The organism is Caldovatus sediminis (genome assembly GCF_014644455.1).
Taxonomy (GTDB): Bacteria; Pseudomonadota; Alphaproteobacteria; order Acetobacterales; family Acetobacteraceae; genus Caldovatus; species Caldovatus sediminis.
This window is the reverse complement of record NZ_BMKS01000012.1, coordinates 101,050-116,853: the sequence shown is the minus strand read 5'-3', so window position 1 is coordinate 116,853 and position 15,804 is coordinate 101,050. Positions and strand designations below refer to the sequence as shown.

Sequence of the window (15,804 nt, the reverse complement as noted above, 5' to 3'; positions counted from 1 at the left end):
ATGACCGCCGCCGCCCCGCCGCGGCCGCCGGCGGAGCTGGACCGGATTTCGCTCTACGTCCGCCTCGCCAGCACGCTGCGCAGCCGGATCAACGACGGCGAGTGGGCGCCGGGGGCGCGGCTGCCGACCATCAAGGAGCTGGCGGAGCAGTACGAGGTCGCGCCCATCACGGTCCGCGAGGCGCTTGGCGTGCTCGCCGCCGACGGGCTGATCGTCTCCAGCCGCGGCCGCGGCACCTTCGTCACCGAGGGCGCACGGCCGGTGCGCGGGAATCTCGGCCTGCGCGCGGCGATCAACGACCGGCTCGGCCTCTCGCCCGGCCAGACGATCCAGATCCTCGGGCGCGACCGGCTGAAGCAGGTGCCGCCCGAGTTCGGAACGGTGGCGACGCCGCGCTATCCGGAATATGTCCGCGTCCGCAAGCTGCACCTGCACGAGGACGAGCCCTTCGCCCTGCTCGCCGTGCTGCTCGCCGCGCCGCTCTACGCGCGCCTGCCGCCGCGCGCCGACGAGCGCACCAAGCTGCTGCGCCTGATCCTCGACCACGGCCGGGTGCGGCTCAGCGAGAGCCGCATCGAGATCACCCTCGCCTACGCCGACCACGCCACCGCGACCCTGCTGCGCTGCGCTCCCACCGCGGCGCTGGTGCGGATCCGCAGCTGGCGCGTGGACGAGACGGGCCGGTTCGTGTTCGGCCACGTCTCGCTTTACCGCGGCGACCGATTCATCTACGAGACCGTCGAGCACGAGCCCGACCTCTCGCGCACCAGCACCGTCGTGCTGCCGGGGATGCGCGCGCCGGAGGCGCCCCCGCGCCGGCGGCTCAGGGACACGGGGCAACGATGACAGGCACCAAGCCGCTCGCCGGCATCCGGGTGATCGACCTCAGCCGCGTCCTGGCCGGCCCCTATTGCGGCCAGATGCTCGCCGACATGGGCGCCGAGGTGGTGAAGGTGGAATCGCCCGACGGCGACGAGAACCGCGGCTGGGCGCCGCTGGTCGGGCCGGAGCGCGAGAGCGCGAGCTTCCTCAGCGTCAACCGCGGCAAGCGCGGCATCACGCTGAACCTGCGCGCGCCCGAGGGCCGCGCCCTGCTCGACCGGCTGCTCGAGCGCGCCGACGTGCTGATCCAGAACTTCCTCCCCGGCACCGCGGCGAAGCTCGACGTCGAGCCGGAGCGCCTGCTCGCGCGCCATCCGCGGCTGATCCTCTGCTCCGTCTCGGCCTACGGCGCGCGCGGGCCGTGGCGCGACCGGCCCGGCTACGACGGCATCCTGCAGGCCTTCTCCGGCCTGATGGGCGTGACCGGCGAGCCGGACGGCGGGCCGGTGCGCGTCGGCGCCTCGGTCATCGACATGGCGACCGGACTGATCGCCTTCGGCGGCGTGATGACCGCGCTCTACGCCCGTGCGGCGGGCCGGCCGTTCGGGCGGCACGTGCAGACCTCGCTGCTGGAGTCCGGGCTTTCCCTGCTCGGCTTCCACGCGGTGGGCTGGCTCGAGGGCCAGGTGATGCCGCGGCGCGAGGGCTCGAGCCTGTGGAACCTCGTGCCCTACCAGGCCTTCCGCTGCGCGGACGGCGCCTACATCATGACCGGCGCGCTGAATGACGCGGCCTGGAAGCGCCTCTGCGACGCGATCGGCCGTCCCGACCTGCGCGACGACCCGCGCTACGAGACCGCGGCGCAGCGGGTGCCGGAGCGCGCCGCGCTGGTGCCGATCTTCGAGGCTGCCTTCGCCTCCGCCCCGGCGGCCGAGTGGATTCCCCGGCTGGAGGCCGCCGGCGTCGCCGTCAGCCGCATCAACACGCTCGAGGACGTCTTCGCGCACGAGCAGACGCTCGCGAACGACATGGCCGTGACGGCGCGTCGCGAGGACGGCCAGGCGATGCGCCTGCTCGGTCTGCCCTTCAAGCTCGGGCCGGGGGCGGCGCCCGCCCCCCAGGCCCCGCCCCGTCTCGGCGAGCACACCGAGGCGGTGCTGCGCGACTGGCTCGATCTCGACGCGGCGCAGGTGGCGGCGCTGCGCGCGGCCGGCGCCGTCTGATCGGCGGCGCCAGCACGCCGGAGCGGCGCCGATCGGGAGTCCGGGCGGAGCGGGCGGCGTGATGCCGGCGCACGCCGCGTCGTCTCCGGCGCGGCGTGGCGCAGCCCACGGCATGACGCCGGTCCGTGCCGAAACCGGCCGATCAGCCGGCGCCCTTGGCCACGGCCGCTTTCGCCACAATCTTGCCTCATTCGCCCTATTCATGCCATAGAAATCTCGTATTGGTTGCGGAGCGCGCGAGAGGATGCTTCAAAAAAAAGAAGGTATCGAACGCGCGCGCCGCATCGCGCCAGTTCCGGCGCCCGGAAACCGGCCCGGTTGCAAGTCAAGGGCCGGCGGACACCTGACGGCGCCGGGTCCGTCCGGCGGCTCCCCCCTGCCCCGCTTCATGCTGCTCTACGCCTTGACCTACGCGGCATACGGGATCGAGGGCCCCTTCCTGCCCGCCCTCCTGGCGGAACGCGGCATGTCGGCGGAGGCGATCGGACTGCTGCTGGCCGCCGGAACCGCGGCGCGACTGCTCTCCGCCCCGCTCACCGGCTCCCTCGCCGACCGGCTCGGCGCGCCGCGCCTGGTGCTCGCCGGTGCGATCCTCGCCTCGGCCCTCATCGGCTGCGGTTTCGTGCTGGCGGACGGCTTCGTCGCGCTGCTGTTCGTCAGCGTGGCCGTCTCGGTGGCGCTGGCGCCGATCAACCCGCTGAGCGATTCCCTCGCCTCGGCCGCCGCCGTGGGCGGAAGCGGCGGTCAGGAACCGCGGCGCCGCTTCGACTACGGGGTGGTCCGCGGCGTCGGCTCGGCCGCCTTCGTCTGCGGCGCGATCGCCGCCGGCCCGGTGGTCGCCGGCGCCGGCCTCGCGGCGGTCATCTGGGTCAACGCCGGCCTGCTGCTGCTGGCCGCGCTGGCCGTCGCGGCGCTTCCCCGGCCCGGCCGCGGCGACGCCGCGCCCCGACCGGCCCGGGGAAGCGCCGCCCCGGCGAAGGCCGAACGCGGATCGCTCCGCGAGGTGCTGGCGATGCCGCTGTTCCTCCGGCTGCTCGTCGTGACCGGGCTGATCCAGGGCAGCCACGCCCTCTATGGCGCCTTCGCGACGATCCGCTGGCAGGAGGCGGGCATCGCCCCCGAGGCGATCGGCATGCTCTGGTCCGTCGCGGTGGCCTCCGAGGTGGTGGTGTTCCTCGGCATCGGGCCGCCGCTCCTCGCCCGCTTCGGCCCGGTCGGCCTCGCCGCGCTGGCGGCCGCGGCGGGCGTGGTGCGGTGGACCGTCATGGCGAACACGGCGCTGCTGCCGGTGCAGTTCGGCGTCCAGGCGCTGCACGGCCTGACCTTCGCGGCGCTGCACCTGGCCACCATGCGGATGCTTGCCGAAACGATCCCGTCCCGCCTCAGGGCGACGGCTTTCGGGGTCCACGCCTCGCTCGGCCCGGGCCTCGCCGCTGCGCTGCTGACGCTGTCCTCGGGTCCGCTGTACGGGAACCTGGGCGCCGGCGGATTCTGGGTGATGGCGGCACTCTGCGCCCTCGCCCTGCCGGCCTCGTTCACCCTGGCGATGCGGGGCGCCGGCGTGCCGGACGCCGGGGATGGCGCCCCGAAGGGCCTGGCATCGGATCGCCGCGCCAGGACGGCGGCCTGACGCGGCGGCTCGGCCCCCGCCCCTGGCCCGCGGCTGATCCGGAGCGTCGTCGCAAGGGCGCTTCAGGCCGCCTCCGCAAGCTGGAATGTCTGGAGGCGGAGCAGCTCGCGGTAGGGGCCCGACCGCCGCGCCAGAAGCTCGGGGGCGCCGTCGTCCACCACCCGCCCGTCGTGCATCACCACGATGCGGTCGAAGCCGCCGAGCGTCGCCAGACGATGCGCCACCGCGATGACGGTGCGCCCCTCCATCAGCCGGTCCAGCGCCCGCCGGACCTCGGCCTCCGATTCGCTGTCGAGCGCGCTGGTCGCCTCGTCGAGCAGCAGGATCGGCGCGTCCTTCAGCAGGGCGCGGGCGATGGCGATGCGCTGGCGCTGGCCGCCCGACAGCTTCGCGCCGCGGTCGCCGACGATCGTGTCGAAGCCGTGCGGCAGGGCCTCGATGAAATCGCGGCAGCAGGCGGCCTCGGCGACGGCCATCACCTCCGCGTCCGTGGCGTCCGGTCGGCCGTAGCGGATGTTGGCGAGGATCGAGCGGTGCAGCAGCGGCACGTCCTGCGGCACCACGGCGATGCTGCGCGCCAGGCTTTCCTGCGTCACGCGGGAGATGTCCTCGCCGTCGACCAGGATCTGGCCGGACTGCGGCGTGGCGAAGCGCTGCAGCAGCGCGAGCACCGTCGACTTGCCGGCGCCCGAGCGGCCGACCAGGCCGACGCGCTGCCCCGGCGGGATCTCGAGGTCGAGGCCCCGCAGCACCGGTCCCGCCCCGCCGGGATAGGCGAAGCTCACCTGCCGGAAGGTGACGCGGCCGCGCGCCGGCCGCAGGGGCCTGGCACCCGGCGCGTCGGGCAGCTCGTGCGGGACGAGGAGCGTCGCCAGCGCCTCCGACAGGCGCGCCACGTACTGGGTGAGGTCCACCAGCGCGACGGCGAGGTCGCGACTTCCGTGCAGGATGGTGAAGCCGAGCGAGCAGACCAGCACGATGTCGCCGGTGGTCGCCCGCCCCTGCTCCCAGAGCCAGACCGCCCAGGCGAGCAGCACCGTGGTCAGCGCCGCCGTCACGACCGCATGCAACAGGCGCAGCCGCTCGAGGTAGCGCAGGCTGCGCGTGCGGTGCGCGACCTCGCGCCGTACGACGCGCTCGAACCGGTGCCGTTCGCGGCCGAAGCTGGCGAAGGCGCGCACCAGGTTCATGTTCTGCACCACGTCCACCAGCTCGCCGTCCACCGCGGCGGCCTTCTCCGCGTAGGACATGTGCAGCGGCTGCCCGCGGGCGGCGAGGCACGCGACCGCGAGGCCCAGCACGACGGCGGCGGCGGCCAGCGCGGCCGCCATCGCGAGATCCACGCTCGCCAGGAGCGCGATGGCGAAGCCCACCGCGATCGCCGGCGGCAGCGTGTGCCAGGTGAAATTGTGCAGCGTCGTATAGGAGGCGTTCGCCGTGGCGGTGACGCGGCTCGCCAGCACGCCCGCGGAGCGTCCGGCGAAGAAGGCGGGCCCGTGGCCGCCGAGGTGGCGGAACAGGTCCGCACGCATGTCGGCGGTGACGGCGGGGAACGCCCCGGCCGCGACCCAGCCGCCCACGCGCCACAGCAGGTTGTCGGCGGACAGGACGGCGACCAGGACCGCGAAGGCGGCCCAGACCTCGCCGCCGCCGGGGCCGGCGGCAAGCGAGTCGATCAGGTTCTTCACCGCGTAGTGCGTACCGACGGAGCAGGCGACCGCGGCGAGGACGGCGCCGAGCACCACGCCGTGCGCCAGCGCGCGCCGGCGCACGTACCACAGCAGGAAGCCGAGGGGGCGCGCGGCGTAGCGGAGGAGATCGGCCGGGGAGGCGCGCCCGGTGGTGTCCGGTCCGGCTCGAAGGTCGGCGACGGCAACGGTCATCCGTGTCCTCTCGGTAGTTCTCGGCTTGGCTTGGCTTGGCTTGGCCTGCCTTCACAGGCGCGCGAGCGAGCGGCTTGGCCGCACTGGTCGCACAGCGAACGCCATGTTCTCGGCGGAATCATGGCATTCGGTCTTCGATATGCGCGTTTGAGCCTTCCCTTCCGATCACCCACGCATCCGGAGCCCTCGACGCATGCGCATTGCCCAGATCGCGCCGCTCACCGAAGCCGTGCCGCCGCAGCTCTACGGCGGCACGGAGCGGATCGTGTCGTTCCTCACCGAGGAGCTCGTGGCGCTCGGCCACGACGTGACCCTGTTCGCAAGCGGCGATTCCGTGACATCGGCCCGGCTCGCGGCCATGTGTCCGCGCGCCCTCCGCCTCGATCCCGGCGTCCGCGACGCGATGGCGCCGCATCTCCTGATGCTGGAGATGGTGATGCGTCAGGCGCACGAGTTCGACATCATCCACTTCCACCTGGACTACTGGTCGTTCTCGCTGTTCTCCCGCCAGGCCACCCCGTTCGTGACGACGCTGCACGGGCGGCTCGACCTGCCGGAGATCTGGCCCCACTACCGGATCCACGGCCGGGTGCCGCTCATCTCCATCTCGGACGCCCAGCGCGCGCCGATGCCGTGGGCGAACTGGGCGGCGACGATCCACCACGGGCTGCCCGAGGGGCCGCTAATGCCCCGGCCGGACGTGACCCCTTCCTACCTCGCCTTCCTCGGCCGCATCGCGCCGGAGAAGCGGGTAGACCGGGCCATCGAGATCGCCGGCCGGGCGGGACTGCCGCTCAGGATCGCGGCGAAGGTCGATCGTGCCGACCGCGACTACTTCGAGCAGCGGATCCGCCCGCTGCTCGCGCAGCCTCACGTCGAGATGATCGGCGAGATCGGGGACGCGGAGAAGCCCGCCTTCCTCGCCGGCGCGCACGCGCTGCTGTTCCCGATCGACTGGCCCGAGCCCTTCGGCCTGGTGATGATCGAGGCGATGGCCTGCGGCACCCCCGTGATCGCCTTCGCGGCCGGATCGGTCCCCGAGGTGATCGAGGACGGGCGCACCGGCTTCGTGGTGCGCGACGTCGCGGGCGCCGTCGCCGCGGTCGGGCGCCTGCCGTCCCTCTCGCGCGCCGCCGTCCGCAGACGCTTCGAGGAGCGCTTCACCGCGCGCCGCATGGCCGAGGACCACGTCGTCTTGTACGAGCGGCTGGTCGCCCAGGGCGGGCTGTCGCGCATCCCGGCGCTGGCCGCCGAGTGACGTGACTCGGCGCCGCGCGCCGCGCGGGCTCCGCGCGGCGCGGTGCCGCCCCGCTCGCCGCGGCGGCCGGAGGCCGCCTTCGCCACCGCGCCCCGGATGGCGGGCAGGGCCGCCCCGGGTCCGTCCCGCCGCCCGAACCGATCGCGGACGGCTGGAAGCCGCCGGGAGCGTGAATCGGTCCGGCGAGCAAGGAGCGCGAGCGGTGGCAGCGCGCACAGCCGAGCGAAACCGGCCCCCCAGCGGTCCGCTCGCCGCATGCCGGCGCCCGCCGGAACACCCCGTCACGCGCCGCGGCGCCGGCGCGCGGCAGCCTCCTTCGCCCGGCGGCGCACATCGCGCCAGAGGGCGAGCTTGCGGCGGGCGTCCTCGGCGGCCCTTTGCGCCGGCGGCAGGGCGGTGGCCGCGCGGCGCGCCATCGAATCCGGGGCGCAACGGATCGAGGCCCCTGCCGCCAAGGAGGCGGGGTCGGCGCGGCCCGATGGCGCGCATCCCACCCGCCCGCCCACTCGCGCCCCGCGCGCCCCGTGCCGATACTGGCGCCGAGGGCCGCGACGGCGAGTCGTGCGGCCGCCGGGGAGAAACGACCAGTGCCGAGCGGTGGCAGCGCCAGGTGAGCCCGACACGCCGCGCCTCGGCTTTCGCGCCCTTCGGGCAGCGCAGCTTCCGGTTCCAGTGGCCGGCCGACCTGGCCACCTCCTGGGCCTTCGAGATGGAGACTCTCATCCTCGGCTGGTACGTGCTCACCGAGACCGGATCGGTCGTCTGGCTGACCGTCTTCGCCGCGCTGCAATCCTTCGGCACGCTGATCTCGCCCATGTTCGGCCTGATGGGCGACCGGGCCGGTCACCGCAACGTCCTTTGCGCCATGCGCGCGACCTACGCGCTGCTCGCCGCGATCCTCGCCCTGCTCGCCCTGACGGGCTCGCTCGGGCCGGCGCAGGTCATCCTCGTCGCGGCGCTGTCCGGGCTGGTGCGTCCGTCCGACATGGGCATGCGCAACGCCCTGATCGGCGCCACCATGCCGCCGGGCCTGCTGATGGGCGCCATGAGCATCGAGCGGATGAGCGCCGACACGGCGCGCGTCGCCGGCGCCCTGACCGGTGCCGGGCTGGTCGCGATGCTCGGCATGGGCCACGCCTACCTGGTGCTTACCGGCCTCTACCTGGCGAGCCTGACGCTTACGCTGTGCGTCGACGGCGAGCCGCGGTCGCATCGCGCCGGCGGGGTTCCGGCCTCCGCCCTCGCGTCGGCCTGGCGCGATCTCGGCGACGGCTTCGCCCACGCCTGGACCACGCCGGCCCTGCTGGCGGCGCTGTGCCTCGCCTTCCTTGCCAATCTGGCCGCCTATCCGCTCTCCGGCGGGCTGCTGCCCTACGTCGCCCGGGACGTCTACGGCATCGACCGGACGGGCCTCGGCTATCTGGTCGCGAGCTTCGCCGGCGGGGCCCTCGCCGGCTCGCTGGTGCTGGGCGTGTGGGGTGCCCGCCTGTGGCCGGGGCGCACCATGGTCGTGGCGAGCCTGCTCTGGTTCTCGGCGCTTCTCGCCTTCTCGCGTATGGAGACCGCCGTTGCCGGGATGGCGCTCCTCGCCCTCGCCGGCTTCGTGCAGAGCTTCTGCATGGTGCCGATGTCGGTGCTCCTGCTGCGTGTCTCGCAGGACGCCTTCCGGGGCCGCGTGATGGGGCTGCGCATGCTCGCAGTGTATGGCCTGCCGATCGGCCTGCTGGTGGCCGGGCCGGTGATCGAGCGGATCGGCTTCGCCGATGCGGCGACGCTGTACGCCGGCACCGGCCTGGCGCTCGCGCTGGCGATCGCGCTCCGCTGGCGGGCGCATCTCTGGCCACGGGGCGCGCCCGCGAATGCCGCCGCGACCGGATCGCCGGAGAGTCGCCGCCCGGGGAGATAGGCCGATGCGGGCTGCGCCGGTTCCGGAGCGAGCGCCGGCCGACCCGGCCGGTTTCCTTCGCAGCCCCGCGCGGCAGCAGGATCGCGAAGCGGACCTCCGGATCGGCGCGGATTGCCGTTCACGACGCCGGTGGCACGCATGGCGTGCGCCGGCCCGTGGCGGGGACCCCGATCGCCCCATGCCGCAGGACAGCGCCGCAGCCGGTGCGGACCGGTCCTCGGGAGGAGCGGCTCACCCCGTGGCCGTGGCCGGGTAGAGCCAGGCGCGCGCGGCGCGGTCGCGCGCCTCATGGGCGGCGATCTCGGCCTCGCGCGACAGCGTCAGCGCGACGTCGTCGAGGCCCTTGAGCAGGGCCTCGCGGCGCAGCGCGTCGATCTCGAAGCGCCAGCGCCCGCCGCTCGGCGCGATGACCGTGCACTCGCGCAGGTCCACGGTGACCTCGGCCCGCCCGGCGGCGGCCTCGACCTCCTCGATCAGCGCGCGCACCGCGGCCTCCGGCAGCACCACGGGCAGAAGGCCGTTCTGGTAGCAGTTGTTGACGAAGATCGGCCCGAAGCTCGGCGCGATCACGCTGCGGACGCCGAAGCCGCGGAGCGCCCAGACCGCCGCCTCGCGCGAACTGCCGCACGCGAAGTTCGGGCCTGCCAGGATGATGCGCGCCCGGCGGTAGGGTTCGCGGTTCAGCACGAAATCAGGCGTCTCGCTGCCGTCCGGGCGGTAGCGGCGGTTCTCGAAGGCGTAGGGGCCGAGCTGGTGCGGCTCGAGGTCGCGCAGCCGCTCGATGCGGATGATCATGTCGGTGTCGATGTTGGGCTCGGGCATCGGCGCCGCGATGGCGGTCAGGACGGTGAAGGGCTCCATCTCACAGCCTCCGGACGTCGGCGATGCGGCCGCTGATCGCGGCGGCGGCGGCCATGGCCGGGCTCGCCAGGTGGGTGCGCGCGCCGGGGCCCTGGCGGCCCACGAAGTTCCGGTTGGTGGTCGAGACGCTGCGCTGCCCGCGGGGCACGCGATCGCCGTTCATCGCGAGGCACATGGAGCAGCCCGGCTCGCGCCACTCGAACCCGGCATCCTTGAAGACGCGGTCGAGCCCCTCCGCCTCCGCCTGGCGCTTGACCGCCTCGGAGCCCGGCACGACCCAGGCATGCACGCCCTCCGCCACCCTGCGCCCGCGTGCGACGGCGGCCGCGGCGCGCAGGTCGGAGATCCGGCTGTTGGCGCAGGAGCCGATGAAGACCCAGTCCACCGGCGTGCCGGCGATCGGGGCGCCGGGCTGCAGTCCCATGTAGTCGAGCGCGGCCTCGATGGCCTGCCGCCGGGCGGGATCGGGCTCGGCGGCCGGATCGGGCACGCGCTGATCCACCGCCACGACCTGCTCCGGGCTGGTACCCCAGGTGATCTGCGGCGCGATCGCGCCGGCGTCGATCTCGACCTCGCGGTCGAAAACGGCGTCCTCGTCGCTCGGCAGGCCGCGCCAGTATCGCAGGGCGGCCTCCCACGCCGCGCCGGCGGGCGCGTAGGGGCGCCCCGCCAAGTACTCGAATGTGGTCTCGTCCGGCGCGACGAGGCCGATCTTGGCGCCCATCTCGATGGAGAGGTTGCAGAGGGTCAGCCGCTCCTCGATCTGCAGCGCGCGTACGGCGGCGCCGGCGAACTCGACGGCGTAGCCCACGCCGCCAGCGGCGCCGATCCGGCCGATCAGGTGCAGGATCATGTCCTTCGCGGTGACGCCCGCCGCGCGCCTGCCCTCGAAGCGGACGCGCATGCGCCTCGGCTTGCGCTGCACGAGGCACTGCGTCGCCAGCACGTGCAGGACTTCGGAGGCGCCGATGCCGAAGGCGACAGCGCCGAGACCGCCATGCGTGCAGGTGTGGCTGTCGCCGCAGACGATGAGGCTGCCGGGAAGGCTCAGCCCCAGTTCCGGCCCGATCACGTGGACGATGCCCTGGCCCGGCTCGCCGATGTCGAACAGCCGAATGCCCGCCGCGGCCGCCCGCGCGCGAATGAGGGCGAGCCGCGCGGCGAAGGCGGAGGCGGTCGCCGGGGTGCGTCCTGGCTCGGTGCTGACGGTGTGGTCCAGGGTGGCGAAGGTCAGCTCGGGACTGCGCACCTTCAGCCCACGGGCGGTCAGCCGCTGCAGCGGCACGCCGTCGCCGTCGTGCATGAGGTGCCGGGTGACGTGCATCAGCGAATGGCCGCCGCCCAGCTCGGCGACGACGTGCGCGTCCCAGATCTTGTCGAACAGGCTCCGTCCTGGCCTCACCGGCGAATCTCCCCTTCTGGCCTGCCTCCGCCCGCGCCCGGGCACCGCCCTCGCGTCCCGTTCCCATTGTGCCAGCCTTCCGGGCGTGCGCCAGCGGGCGCCCCGCGAAACGCCGAAGTCCATCCCCGCAGCACGCGCCTCGTCCATCCCGCTGGACGGCCATCGTCGGCCCCTTGCCCGGGACGGACGCCGCCGTGGGGCCCGACGGCACGGAAGGCGCCATGCCACGGAACGGGGTTCGCGCCGCGTGCGCCGGTGCGGGCCTCAGCGCGCCGCCGGCCGCGGCGAGAAGGGGCCGCTCCGCGCGGCGAGGGCGTAGGCCGCGTCCACCATGCGCATCACCGGCACCATGTCGCCGAGGCCGGCGAGCGGCGCCGCGCCTCGCCGGACGCGCGCCAGCACGTCGCGAAGGAAGGTGCGGTAGTGCGCGACGTTGGTGGTGTGCATCCGGCGCACCTCCCGGCGACCGGAGGGGTCCAGCAGCACCACCGTCCCGGGGTCCGGCGCGACGATGTAGCGCCGCGGCGTGCGGATCGCGAAGTGCATGTCGAAGGTGCTGGTCGGCCCGGGATAGAGGTAGCCGGTCTCGACCAGGCAGAGCTCCGACCCGGTGCGGCCGAGGGTGACGGCGCTGTAGTCCTCGATCGGATGGCCCCAGGCGGCGTTCGACATGGCGGCGGCGATCGGTCGCGCCTCCGGCCCCCAGAGCAGGCGGCAGATGTCGAGGAAGTGCACCGCGAGGTTGATGGTGCAGCCGCCGCCGGCGGGGCCGGGGTCCAGCATCCAGTCGCAGCCCGCCTGCCGGTAGCGGGCGGGGAAGCCGGCGATGAAGCGGAAGGTCATGCACTGCGCGCCCTCCGCCGCCGCCTCCTCGCGCAGCAGGGCGAGGAAGTCGCCGTTGCGGAACACCAGCGGCACGGCGGCGAAGGCGCCGCGCGCCTCGGCCAGGCGGGCGATGCGCTCGACCTGCGCCGCGTCGAGGCCGCAGGGCTTCTCCAGGGCGAAGGGGATGCCCTCCGCGATGAGGAACTCCGCCTCCTCCGCCATGTCGGCGTGGCGGCCGAGGGCGACGACGAAGTCGGGCCTGGTGCGGCGGCAGAGGGCGCGGAAATCGGGGTCCGCGGGGCAGCCGAGCCGGGCGCCGAGCGCCGCCGCGGCGCCCGGGTCTGGGTCGCTGACGCCGGCGAGGCCAACGCCCGGGATCTCGAGGGCGGGGTCGAGGTAGAGCGGCAGGTGCCAGTGCGACGCCCCGATGAATGCGATCCGCATGCCGCGCCCCTCCCCTTCCCCGATCCGCGCTGGTTACCCGATCGGGCGGCGAAGTGTCGACAGGTCGCTTGCCACCTCGCCGGCCCGGCGTATAGTCCGGCGAAAACCACCGCTTCTGTGCACACTCCAGGCCGCGCCGCGCGGCCGGCACGCGTCCGGGCCTGCCCTGCCGGCGGGCGGCGCAGCGAGGGAGGAAGGGATGGCCGTGAACCACATCACGGACGCCGTGCGTGCCCTGATCGGGCTGCGCTCCGACTGGATCGAGGCCTGCCATCCCGTCGAGGCGAGCGAGGTCCGCCGCTTCTTCCAGGCCCTCATGGACCCCAACCCGCGCTACTGGGACGCCGCGAGCCCCGCCGCCGCGCGCTATGGCGGCCCGGTCGCGCCGCCGGGCTTCGCGGTGCACGCCTTCCGCCGCCCGCCCGACGAGATCGAGGACCCGCTCGGCGCCGATGGCGATCCGGAGTTCGACGGCACGTCGCGGCTGGTCCGCCGCGGGCTGCCGCGCGTGCCGGTGCCGCTCCGCGGCGTGCTGAACGGCGGCTACGAGTACGAGTTCTTCTCCTACCCCCGCCTCGGCGAACGCATCCTCTGCCGCAGCGCTTACCGCGACATCACGCAGCGCGAGGGCCGCTCCGGCCCGATGGTGCTGATCGTCGTCGAGGACGAGTACGCCACCGGCGGCGAGTTCCGGCCGCTCCTGAAGTCCGTGAGCACGCTGATCACGCGCTGACCGATGCGCGGCCGGCCGGTCCGTCACGGCGGCCACGCCAGGAAGGCGGAAGGCCATGGCGCCCGTCCGGCTTCGCCTTGCCGTGAACTCGCCGGGGTGGGGGTGATCCGATGAGACGCAGGAAGGACGGAGTGCGCGGATGCTGAAGGTGAGGACCGTCGAGCCGGAGGAACGCTGGTTCGAGGATTTCCACGAGGGCCAGGAATTCCCGGTGATCACCAGGGGCCCGATGATGGTCGGCCACCAGGTCCGCTGGGCGGGCGCCTGCGACAACTACGAATCCGAGTTCCACCACGACGAATACGTCGCCAGGGCGCAGGGACTGCCCGGCATCATCCTCTCCGGGCCGCTCATGGCCTCCTACCTGCTGACCGCGGTGACGCAGTGGCTCGGGCGGCATGCGCGGCTGGTGCGCTTCTTCGACCAGAACCGCGGCCCGACCATGCCGCGCGACATGGCCCATCTGCACGGCAGGGTGCGCCGCGCCTACGAGCAGGACGGGCGCTGCCTCGTCGAGCTGGAGTGCTGGATCACCAACCAGCGCGGCGAGGTGACCACGCCCGGCTCCGCGCTCGCCGAGCTGCCGCGGCGCCCGGGCGGCGGACGCTGAGGAGGACCGCCATGACCGCCGAGATCTCCGACGCCGAGATCGAGAAGCACCTCGCCTCCCTGATCGGCCCGGTCGGCGAGCCGGTGACCGCGCTCGTGGAGTTCGGCGCGGTGCGGAGGATGGCGCTCGCCATCGGCGACCTCGACCCGATCCATTTCGACGAGGCGGCGGCGAGGGCGCGCGGCTACCGCGGCATCGTCGCGCCCTGGCCGCTGCTCTGGCTCTACTTCTTCACCTGCACCGAGTACGAGCACGACTTCCCCTTCGGCCGGGCGACGGTGCACGGCCAGGACGAGTACGAGTTCCACGAGCCGATGATCGTCGGCGACCGCATCACCGTGACGACGGCGATCACCGGGGCACGGCTGAAGCACGGCCGCGTCGGCCGGCTCGGCCAGGTGGTGTCGGAGCGGCGCTTCGTGAACCAGGACGGCGCGCTCTGCGCCGTGCTGAAGACGACGCTGTTCCGGCGCTGAAGGAGGCCGCCCGCATGGGAGCGATCTTCGAGGATGTCGAGATCGGGCAGGAGATCCCGCGCCTCGTGAAGGGGCCGATCACCACGGCGCACATCGTGCGCTGGTCGGCGGCGATGGAGAACTGGCACCGCATCCACTTCGACTGGCACTACGCGACGCAGCACGACGGGCTGCCGGACGTGCTGGTGAACGGAAGCTGGAAGCAGCACGTGATGATCCAGCTCGTCACCGACTGGGCGGGCGAGACCGGCTGGGCGTGGAAGATCGCCTTCCGCTTCCGCGGCATGAACCTGCCCGGCGAGACGCTCACCGCCTGGGGCCGGGTGACGGGGAAGGAGGAACGCGGCCGCTTCGGCGTCGTGGACCTGGAGATCGGCCTGCGGAACGAGCAGGGCGCCGAGGGCACGCCCGGCACCGCGCGCGTCGTGCTGCCGAGGCGCGGCGGGCCGCCGGTGCCCTATCCCTTCGATCCCGCGGTGCTCGCAGGCTGAGGGAGGCCGGTGATGAGCGCCCTGCCCCTCGCCCGCTTCACCGTGCTCGACCTGACGCGCGTGCGCGCCGGGCCGACCTGCGTGAAGCAGCTCTCCGACTGGGGCGCCCGGGTGGTGAAGGTCGAGGGGCCGGGCGAGGACGACATGACCGGCGCGCGCGACGGCTCGGACTTCCAGAACCTGCACCGCGACAAGCGCTCGGTCGTCCTCGACCTGAAGCGTCCGGAGGCGGTGGCGGCGCTGAAGCGCCTCGCCGCGCGGGCCGACGTGCTGGTCGAGAATTTCCGCCCCGACGTGAAGCACCGGCTCGGCATCGCCTACGAGGCGCTGCGCGCGGTGAACCCGCGCCTCGTCTATGCGAGCATCTCCGGCTTCGGCCAGGAGGGGCCCTACCGCGACCGCCCCGGCTTCGACATGGTGGCGCAGGCGATGGGCGGCCTCATGTCCGTCACCGGCACGCCGGCGGGCGGGCCGCTGCGCGCCGGCATCCCCGTGGCGGATCTCTGCTCCGGCCTGTTCGGCGCCATCGGCATTCTGATCGCGCTGCTCGACCGCGAGGCGACCGGCGAGGGCCGCTGGGTGCAGACCTCGCTGCTGCAGGCGCAGGTGGCGATGCTGGACTTCCAGGCGGTGCGCTGGCTGGTGGACGGCGTCGTGCCCGGGCGCACCGGCAACGACCACCCCTACATGACGCCGATGGGGGTCTATCCGGCCGCCGACGGCGAGATCGTCATCGGCGCCTCCGGCCAGGAGCAGTACCGCAAGTTCTGCGCCGCGCTCGGCGCGCCGGAGCTGCTCGAGGACCCGCGCTTCGCGACCATGGAGGCGCGGGTGGAGAACCGCGCGGCGTTCACCGAGGCGGTCGCGGCGCGCACCCGCGCGGCGCCGGCCGGGCACTGGGTGGCGCTGTTCAACGCCGCCGGCATCGCCTGCGGCCCGATCAACGCGATCGACCGGGTATTCGCCGACCCGCAGGTGCGGGCGCAGGGCCTGGTGCGGCCGGTGCGGCATCCGCGGCTCGGGGAGCTGCGCCTGCTCGGCTCGCCGATCGGCCTGTCGGGCGCCGCGCCGGGCGACGCGCGCCCGGCGCCCGAGAAGGGCGAGCACACGGACGAGGTGCTGCGCGAGTTCGGCTTCTCCGCGGAGGAGATCGAGCGGCTGCGCGCGGCGGGCGCCGCGATGTAGCGGCGCCGGGGCGAACACCGCCGAGCCGATGGCGGCGCGGAGGGAATGAGGGAGG

Annotated in this window: 14 protein-coding genes; 10 read left to right on the top strand and 4 right to left on the bottom strand. The window is 74.0% G+C overall.

Translation table 11 applies throughout. The annotated features are described in order from the left end of the window. The 3 genes from IEX99_RS17055 (at position 1) to IEX99_RS17045 (ending at position 3,675) form a co-directional block, all read left to right on the top strand. Positions 1 to 846 (top strand): GntR family transcriptional regulator, encoded by an 846-nt coding sequence (locus IEX99_RS17055; RefSeq protein ID WP_188902501.1) that lies wholly within the window; start codon positions 1 to 3, stop codon positions 844 to 846. Continuing rightward, positions 843 to 2,045, top strand: a complete 1,203-nt coding sequence (locus IEX99_RS17050) for a CaiB/BaiF CoA transferase family protein (protein WP_188902499.1) — start codon at positions 843 to 845, stop codon at positions 2,043 to 2,045. The genes IEX99_RS17055 and IEX99_RS17050 overlap by 4 nt, the downstream gene beginning before the upstream one ends. A 388-nt stretch (positions 2,046 to 2,433) precedes the next feature. Beyond that, positions 2,434 to 3,675 carry an MFS transporter gene (locus tag IEX99_RS17045; RefSeq protein WP_188902497.1) on the top strand — a complete coding sequence of 414 codons (1,242 nt, stop codon included), beginning with the start codon at positions 2,434 to 2,436 and terminating at the stop codon, positions 3,673 to 3,675. Positions 3,676 to 3,737: 62 nt separating this feature from the next. Here the strand turns inward: IEX99_RS17045 and IEX99_RS17040 are convergent, their stop codons facing one another. Next, the gene (locus IEX99_RS17040) at positions 3,738 to 5,558 is read right to left on the bottom strand and encodes an ABC transporter ATP-binding protein (protein WP_188902495.1); all 1,821 of its coding nucleotides are present in this window, start codon (positions 5,556 to 5,558) and stop codon (positions 3,738 to 3,740) included. 193 nt (positions 5,559 to 5,751) lie between these two features. Here IEX99_RS17040 and IEX99_RS17035 point away from each other — a divergent pair, with 193 nt between their 5' ends. Both IEX99_RS17035 and IEX99_RS17030 read left to right on the top strand, forming a co-directional pair. Further along, positions 5,752 to 6,816, top strand: a complete 1,065-nt coding sequence (locus IEX99_RS17035) for a glycosyltransferase family 4 protein (RefSeq protein ID WP_188902493.1) — start codon at positions 5,752 to 5,754, stop codon at positions 6,814 to 6,816. Positions 6,817 to 7,426: 610 nt separating this feature from the next. Then, on the top strand, positions 7,427 to 8,722 hold the full coding sequence (locus tag IEX99_RS17030; RefSeq protein WP_188902491.1) for an MFS transporter: 1,296 nt from the start codon (positions 7,427 to 7,429) through the stop codon (positions 8,720 to 8,722). A gap of 231 nt (positions 8,723 to 8,953) precedes the next feature. On the opposite strand, the gene leuD is transcribed toward IEX99_RS17030, so the two are convergent. The 3 genes from leuD to IEX99_RS17015 form a co-directional block, all read right to left on the bottom strand. Then, a complete protein-coding gene (gene leuD, locus IEX99_RS17025; protein ID WP_188902489.1) occupies positions 8,954 to 9,583 on the bottom strand; it encodes a 3-isopropylmalate dehydratase small subunit in 630 nt (209 codons plus the stop codon). A 1-nt stretch (position 9,584) separates the two neighbouring features. Beyond that, complete coding sequence (leuC, locus tag IEX99_RS17020; protein ID WP_229678097.1) at positions 9,585 to 10,985, bottom strand: 3-isopropylmalate dehydratase large subunit; 1,401 nt, start codon at positions 10,983 to 10,985, stop codon at positions 9,585 to 9,587. Positions 10,986 to 11,249: 264 nt separating this feature from the next. Further along, entirely contained in the window at positions 11,250 to 12,254 is a 1,005-nt protein-coding gene (locus tag IEX99_RS17015) for a Gfo/Idh/MocA family protein (protein ID WP_188902485.1), read from the bottom strand. A gap of 205 nt (positions 12,255 to 12,459) precedes the next feature. Here IEX99_RS17015 and IEX99_RS17010 point away from each other — a divergent pair, with 205 nt between their 5' ends. The 5 genes from IEX99_RS17010 (at position 12,460) to IEX99_RS16990 (ending at position 15,749) form a co-directional block, all read left to right on the top strand. Next, a complete protein-coding gene (locus IEX99_RS17010; RefSeq protein ID WP_229678096.1) occupies positions 12,460 to 12,987 on the top strand; it encodes an FAS1-like dehydratase domain-containing protein in 528 nt (175 codons plus the stop codon). 139 nt (positions 12,988 to 13,126) lie between these two features. Beyond that, positions 13,127 to 13,597: a MaoC family dehydratase gene (locus tag IEX99_RS17005; RefSeq protein WP_188902481.1), complete on the top strand. Its 471-nt coding sequence runs from the start codon at positions 13,127 to 13,129 to the stop codon at positions 13,595 to 13,597. Between the two features lie 11 nt (positions 13,598 to 13,608). Beyond that, on the top strand, positions 13,609 to 14,073 hold the full coding sequence (locus tag IEX99_RS17000; RefSeq protein WP_188902479.1) for an FAS1-like dehydratase domain-containing protein: 465 nt from the start codon (positions 13,609 to 13,611) through the stop codon (positions 14,071 to 14,073). 14 nt (positions 14,074 to 14,087) lie between these two features. Further along, positions 14,088 to 14,564, top strand: coding sequence for a hotdog family protein (locus tag IEX99_RS16995; RefSeq protein WP_188902477.1), 477 nt, complete (start codon positions 14,088 to 14,090; stop codon positions 14,562 to 14,564). A 12-nt stretch (positions 14,565 to 14,576) separates the two neighbouring features. Next, positions 14,577 to 15,749, top strand: a complete 1,173-nt coding sequence (locus IEX99_RS16990) for a CaiB/BaiF CoA transferase family protein (protein ID WP_188902475.1) — start codon at positions 14,577 to 14,579, stop codon at positions 15,747 to 15,749. Positions 15,750 to 15,804 lie beyond the last annotated feature (55 nt).

What these genes read in the sequence shown, in the direction of transcription:
- IEX99_RS17055 (WP_188902501.1), top strand. Translation starts at nt 1, where the DNA reads ATGACCGCCGCCGCCCCGCCGCGGCCGCCGGCGGAGCTGGACCGGATT.
- IEX99_RS17050 (WP_188902499.1), top strand. Translation starts at nt 843, where the DNA reads ATGACAGGCACCAAGCCGCTCGCCGGCATCCGGGTGATCGACCTCAGC.
- IEX99_RS17045 (WP_188902497.1), top strand. Translation starts at nt 2,434, where the DNA reads ATGCTGCTCTACGCCTTGACCTACGCGGCATACGGGATCGAGGGCCCC.
- IEX99_RS17040 (WP_188902495.1), bottom strand. Translation starts at nt 5,558, where the DNA reads ATGACCGTTGCCGTCGCCGACCTTCGAGCCGGACCGGACACCACCGGG.
- IEX99_RS17035 (WP_188902493.1), top strand. Translation starts at nt 5,752, where the DNA reads ATGCGCATTGCCCAGATCGCGCCGCTCACCGAAGCCGTGCCGCCGCAG.
- leuD (WP_188902489.1), bottom strand. Translation starts at nt 9,583, where the DNA reads ATGGAGCCCTTCACCGTCCTGACCGCCATCGCGGCGCCGATGCCCGAG.
- IEX99_RS17015 (WP_188902485.1), bottom strand. Translation starts at nt 12,254, where the DNA reads ATGCGGATCGCATTCATCGGGGCGTCGCACTGGCACCTGCCGCTCTAC.
- IEX99_RS17005 (WP_188902481.1), top strand. Translation starts at nt 13,127, where the DNA reads ATGCTGAAGGTGAGGACCGTCGAGCCGGAGGAACGCTGGTTCGAGGAT.
- IEX99_RS17000 (WP_188902479.1), top strand. Translation starts at nt 13,609, where the DNA reads ATGACCGCCGAGATCTCCGACGCCGAGATCGAGAAGCACCTCGCCTCC.
- IEX99_RS16995 (WP_188902477.1), top strand. Translation starts at nt 14,088, where the DNA reads ATGGGAGCGATCTTCGAGGATGTCGAGATCGGGCAGGAGATCCCGCGC.
- IEX99_RS16990 (WP_188902475.1), top strand. Translation starts at nt 14,577, where the DNA reads ATGAGCGCCCTGCCCCTCGCCCGCTTCACCGTGCTCGACCTGACGCGC.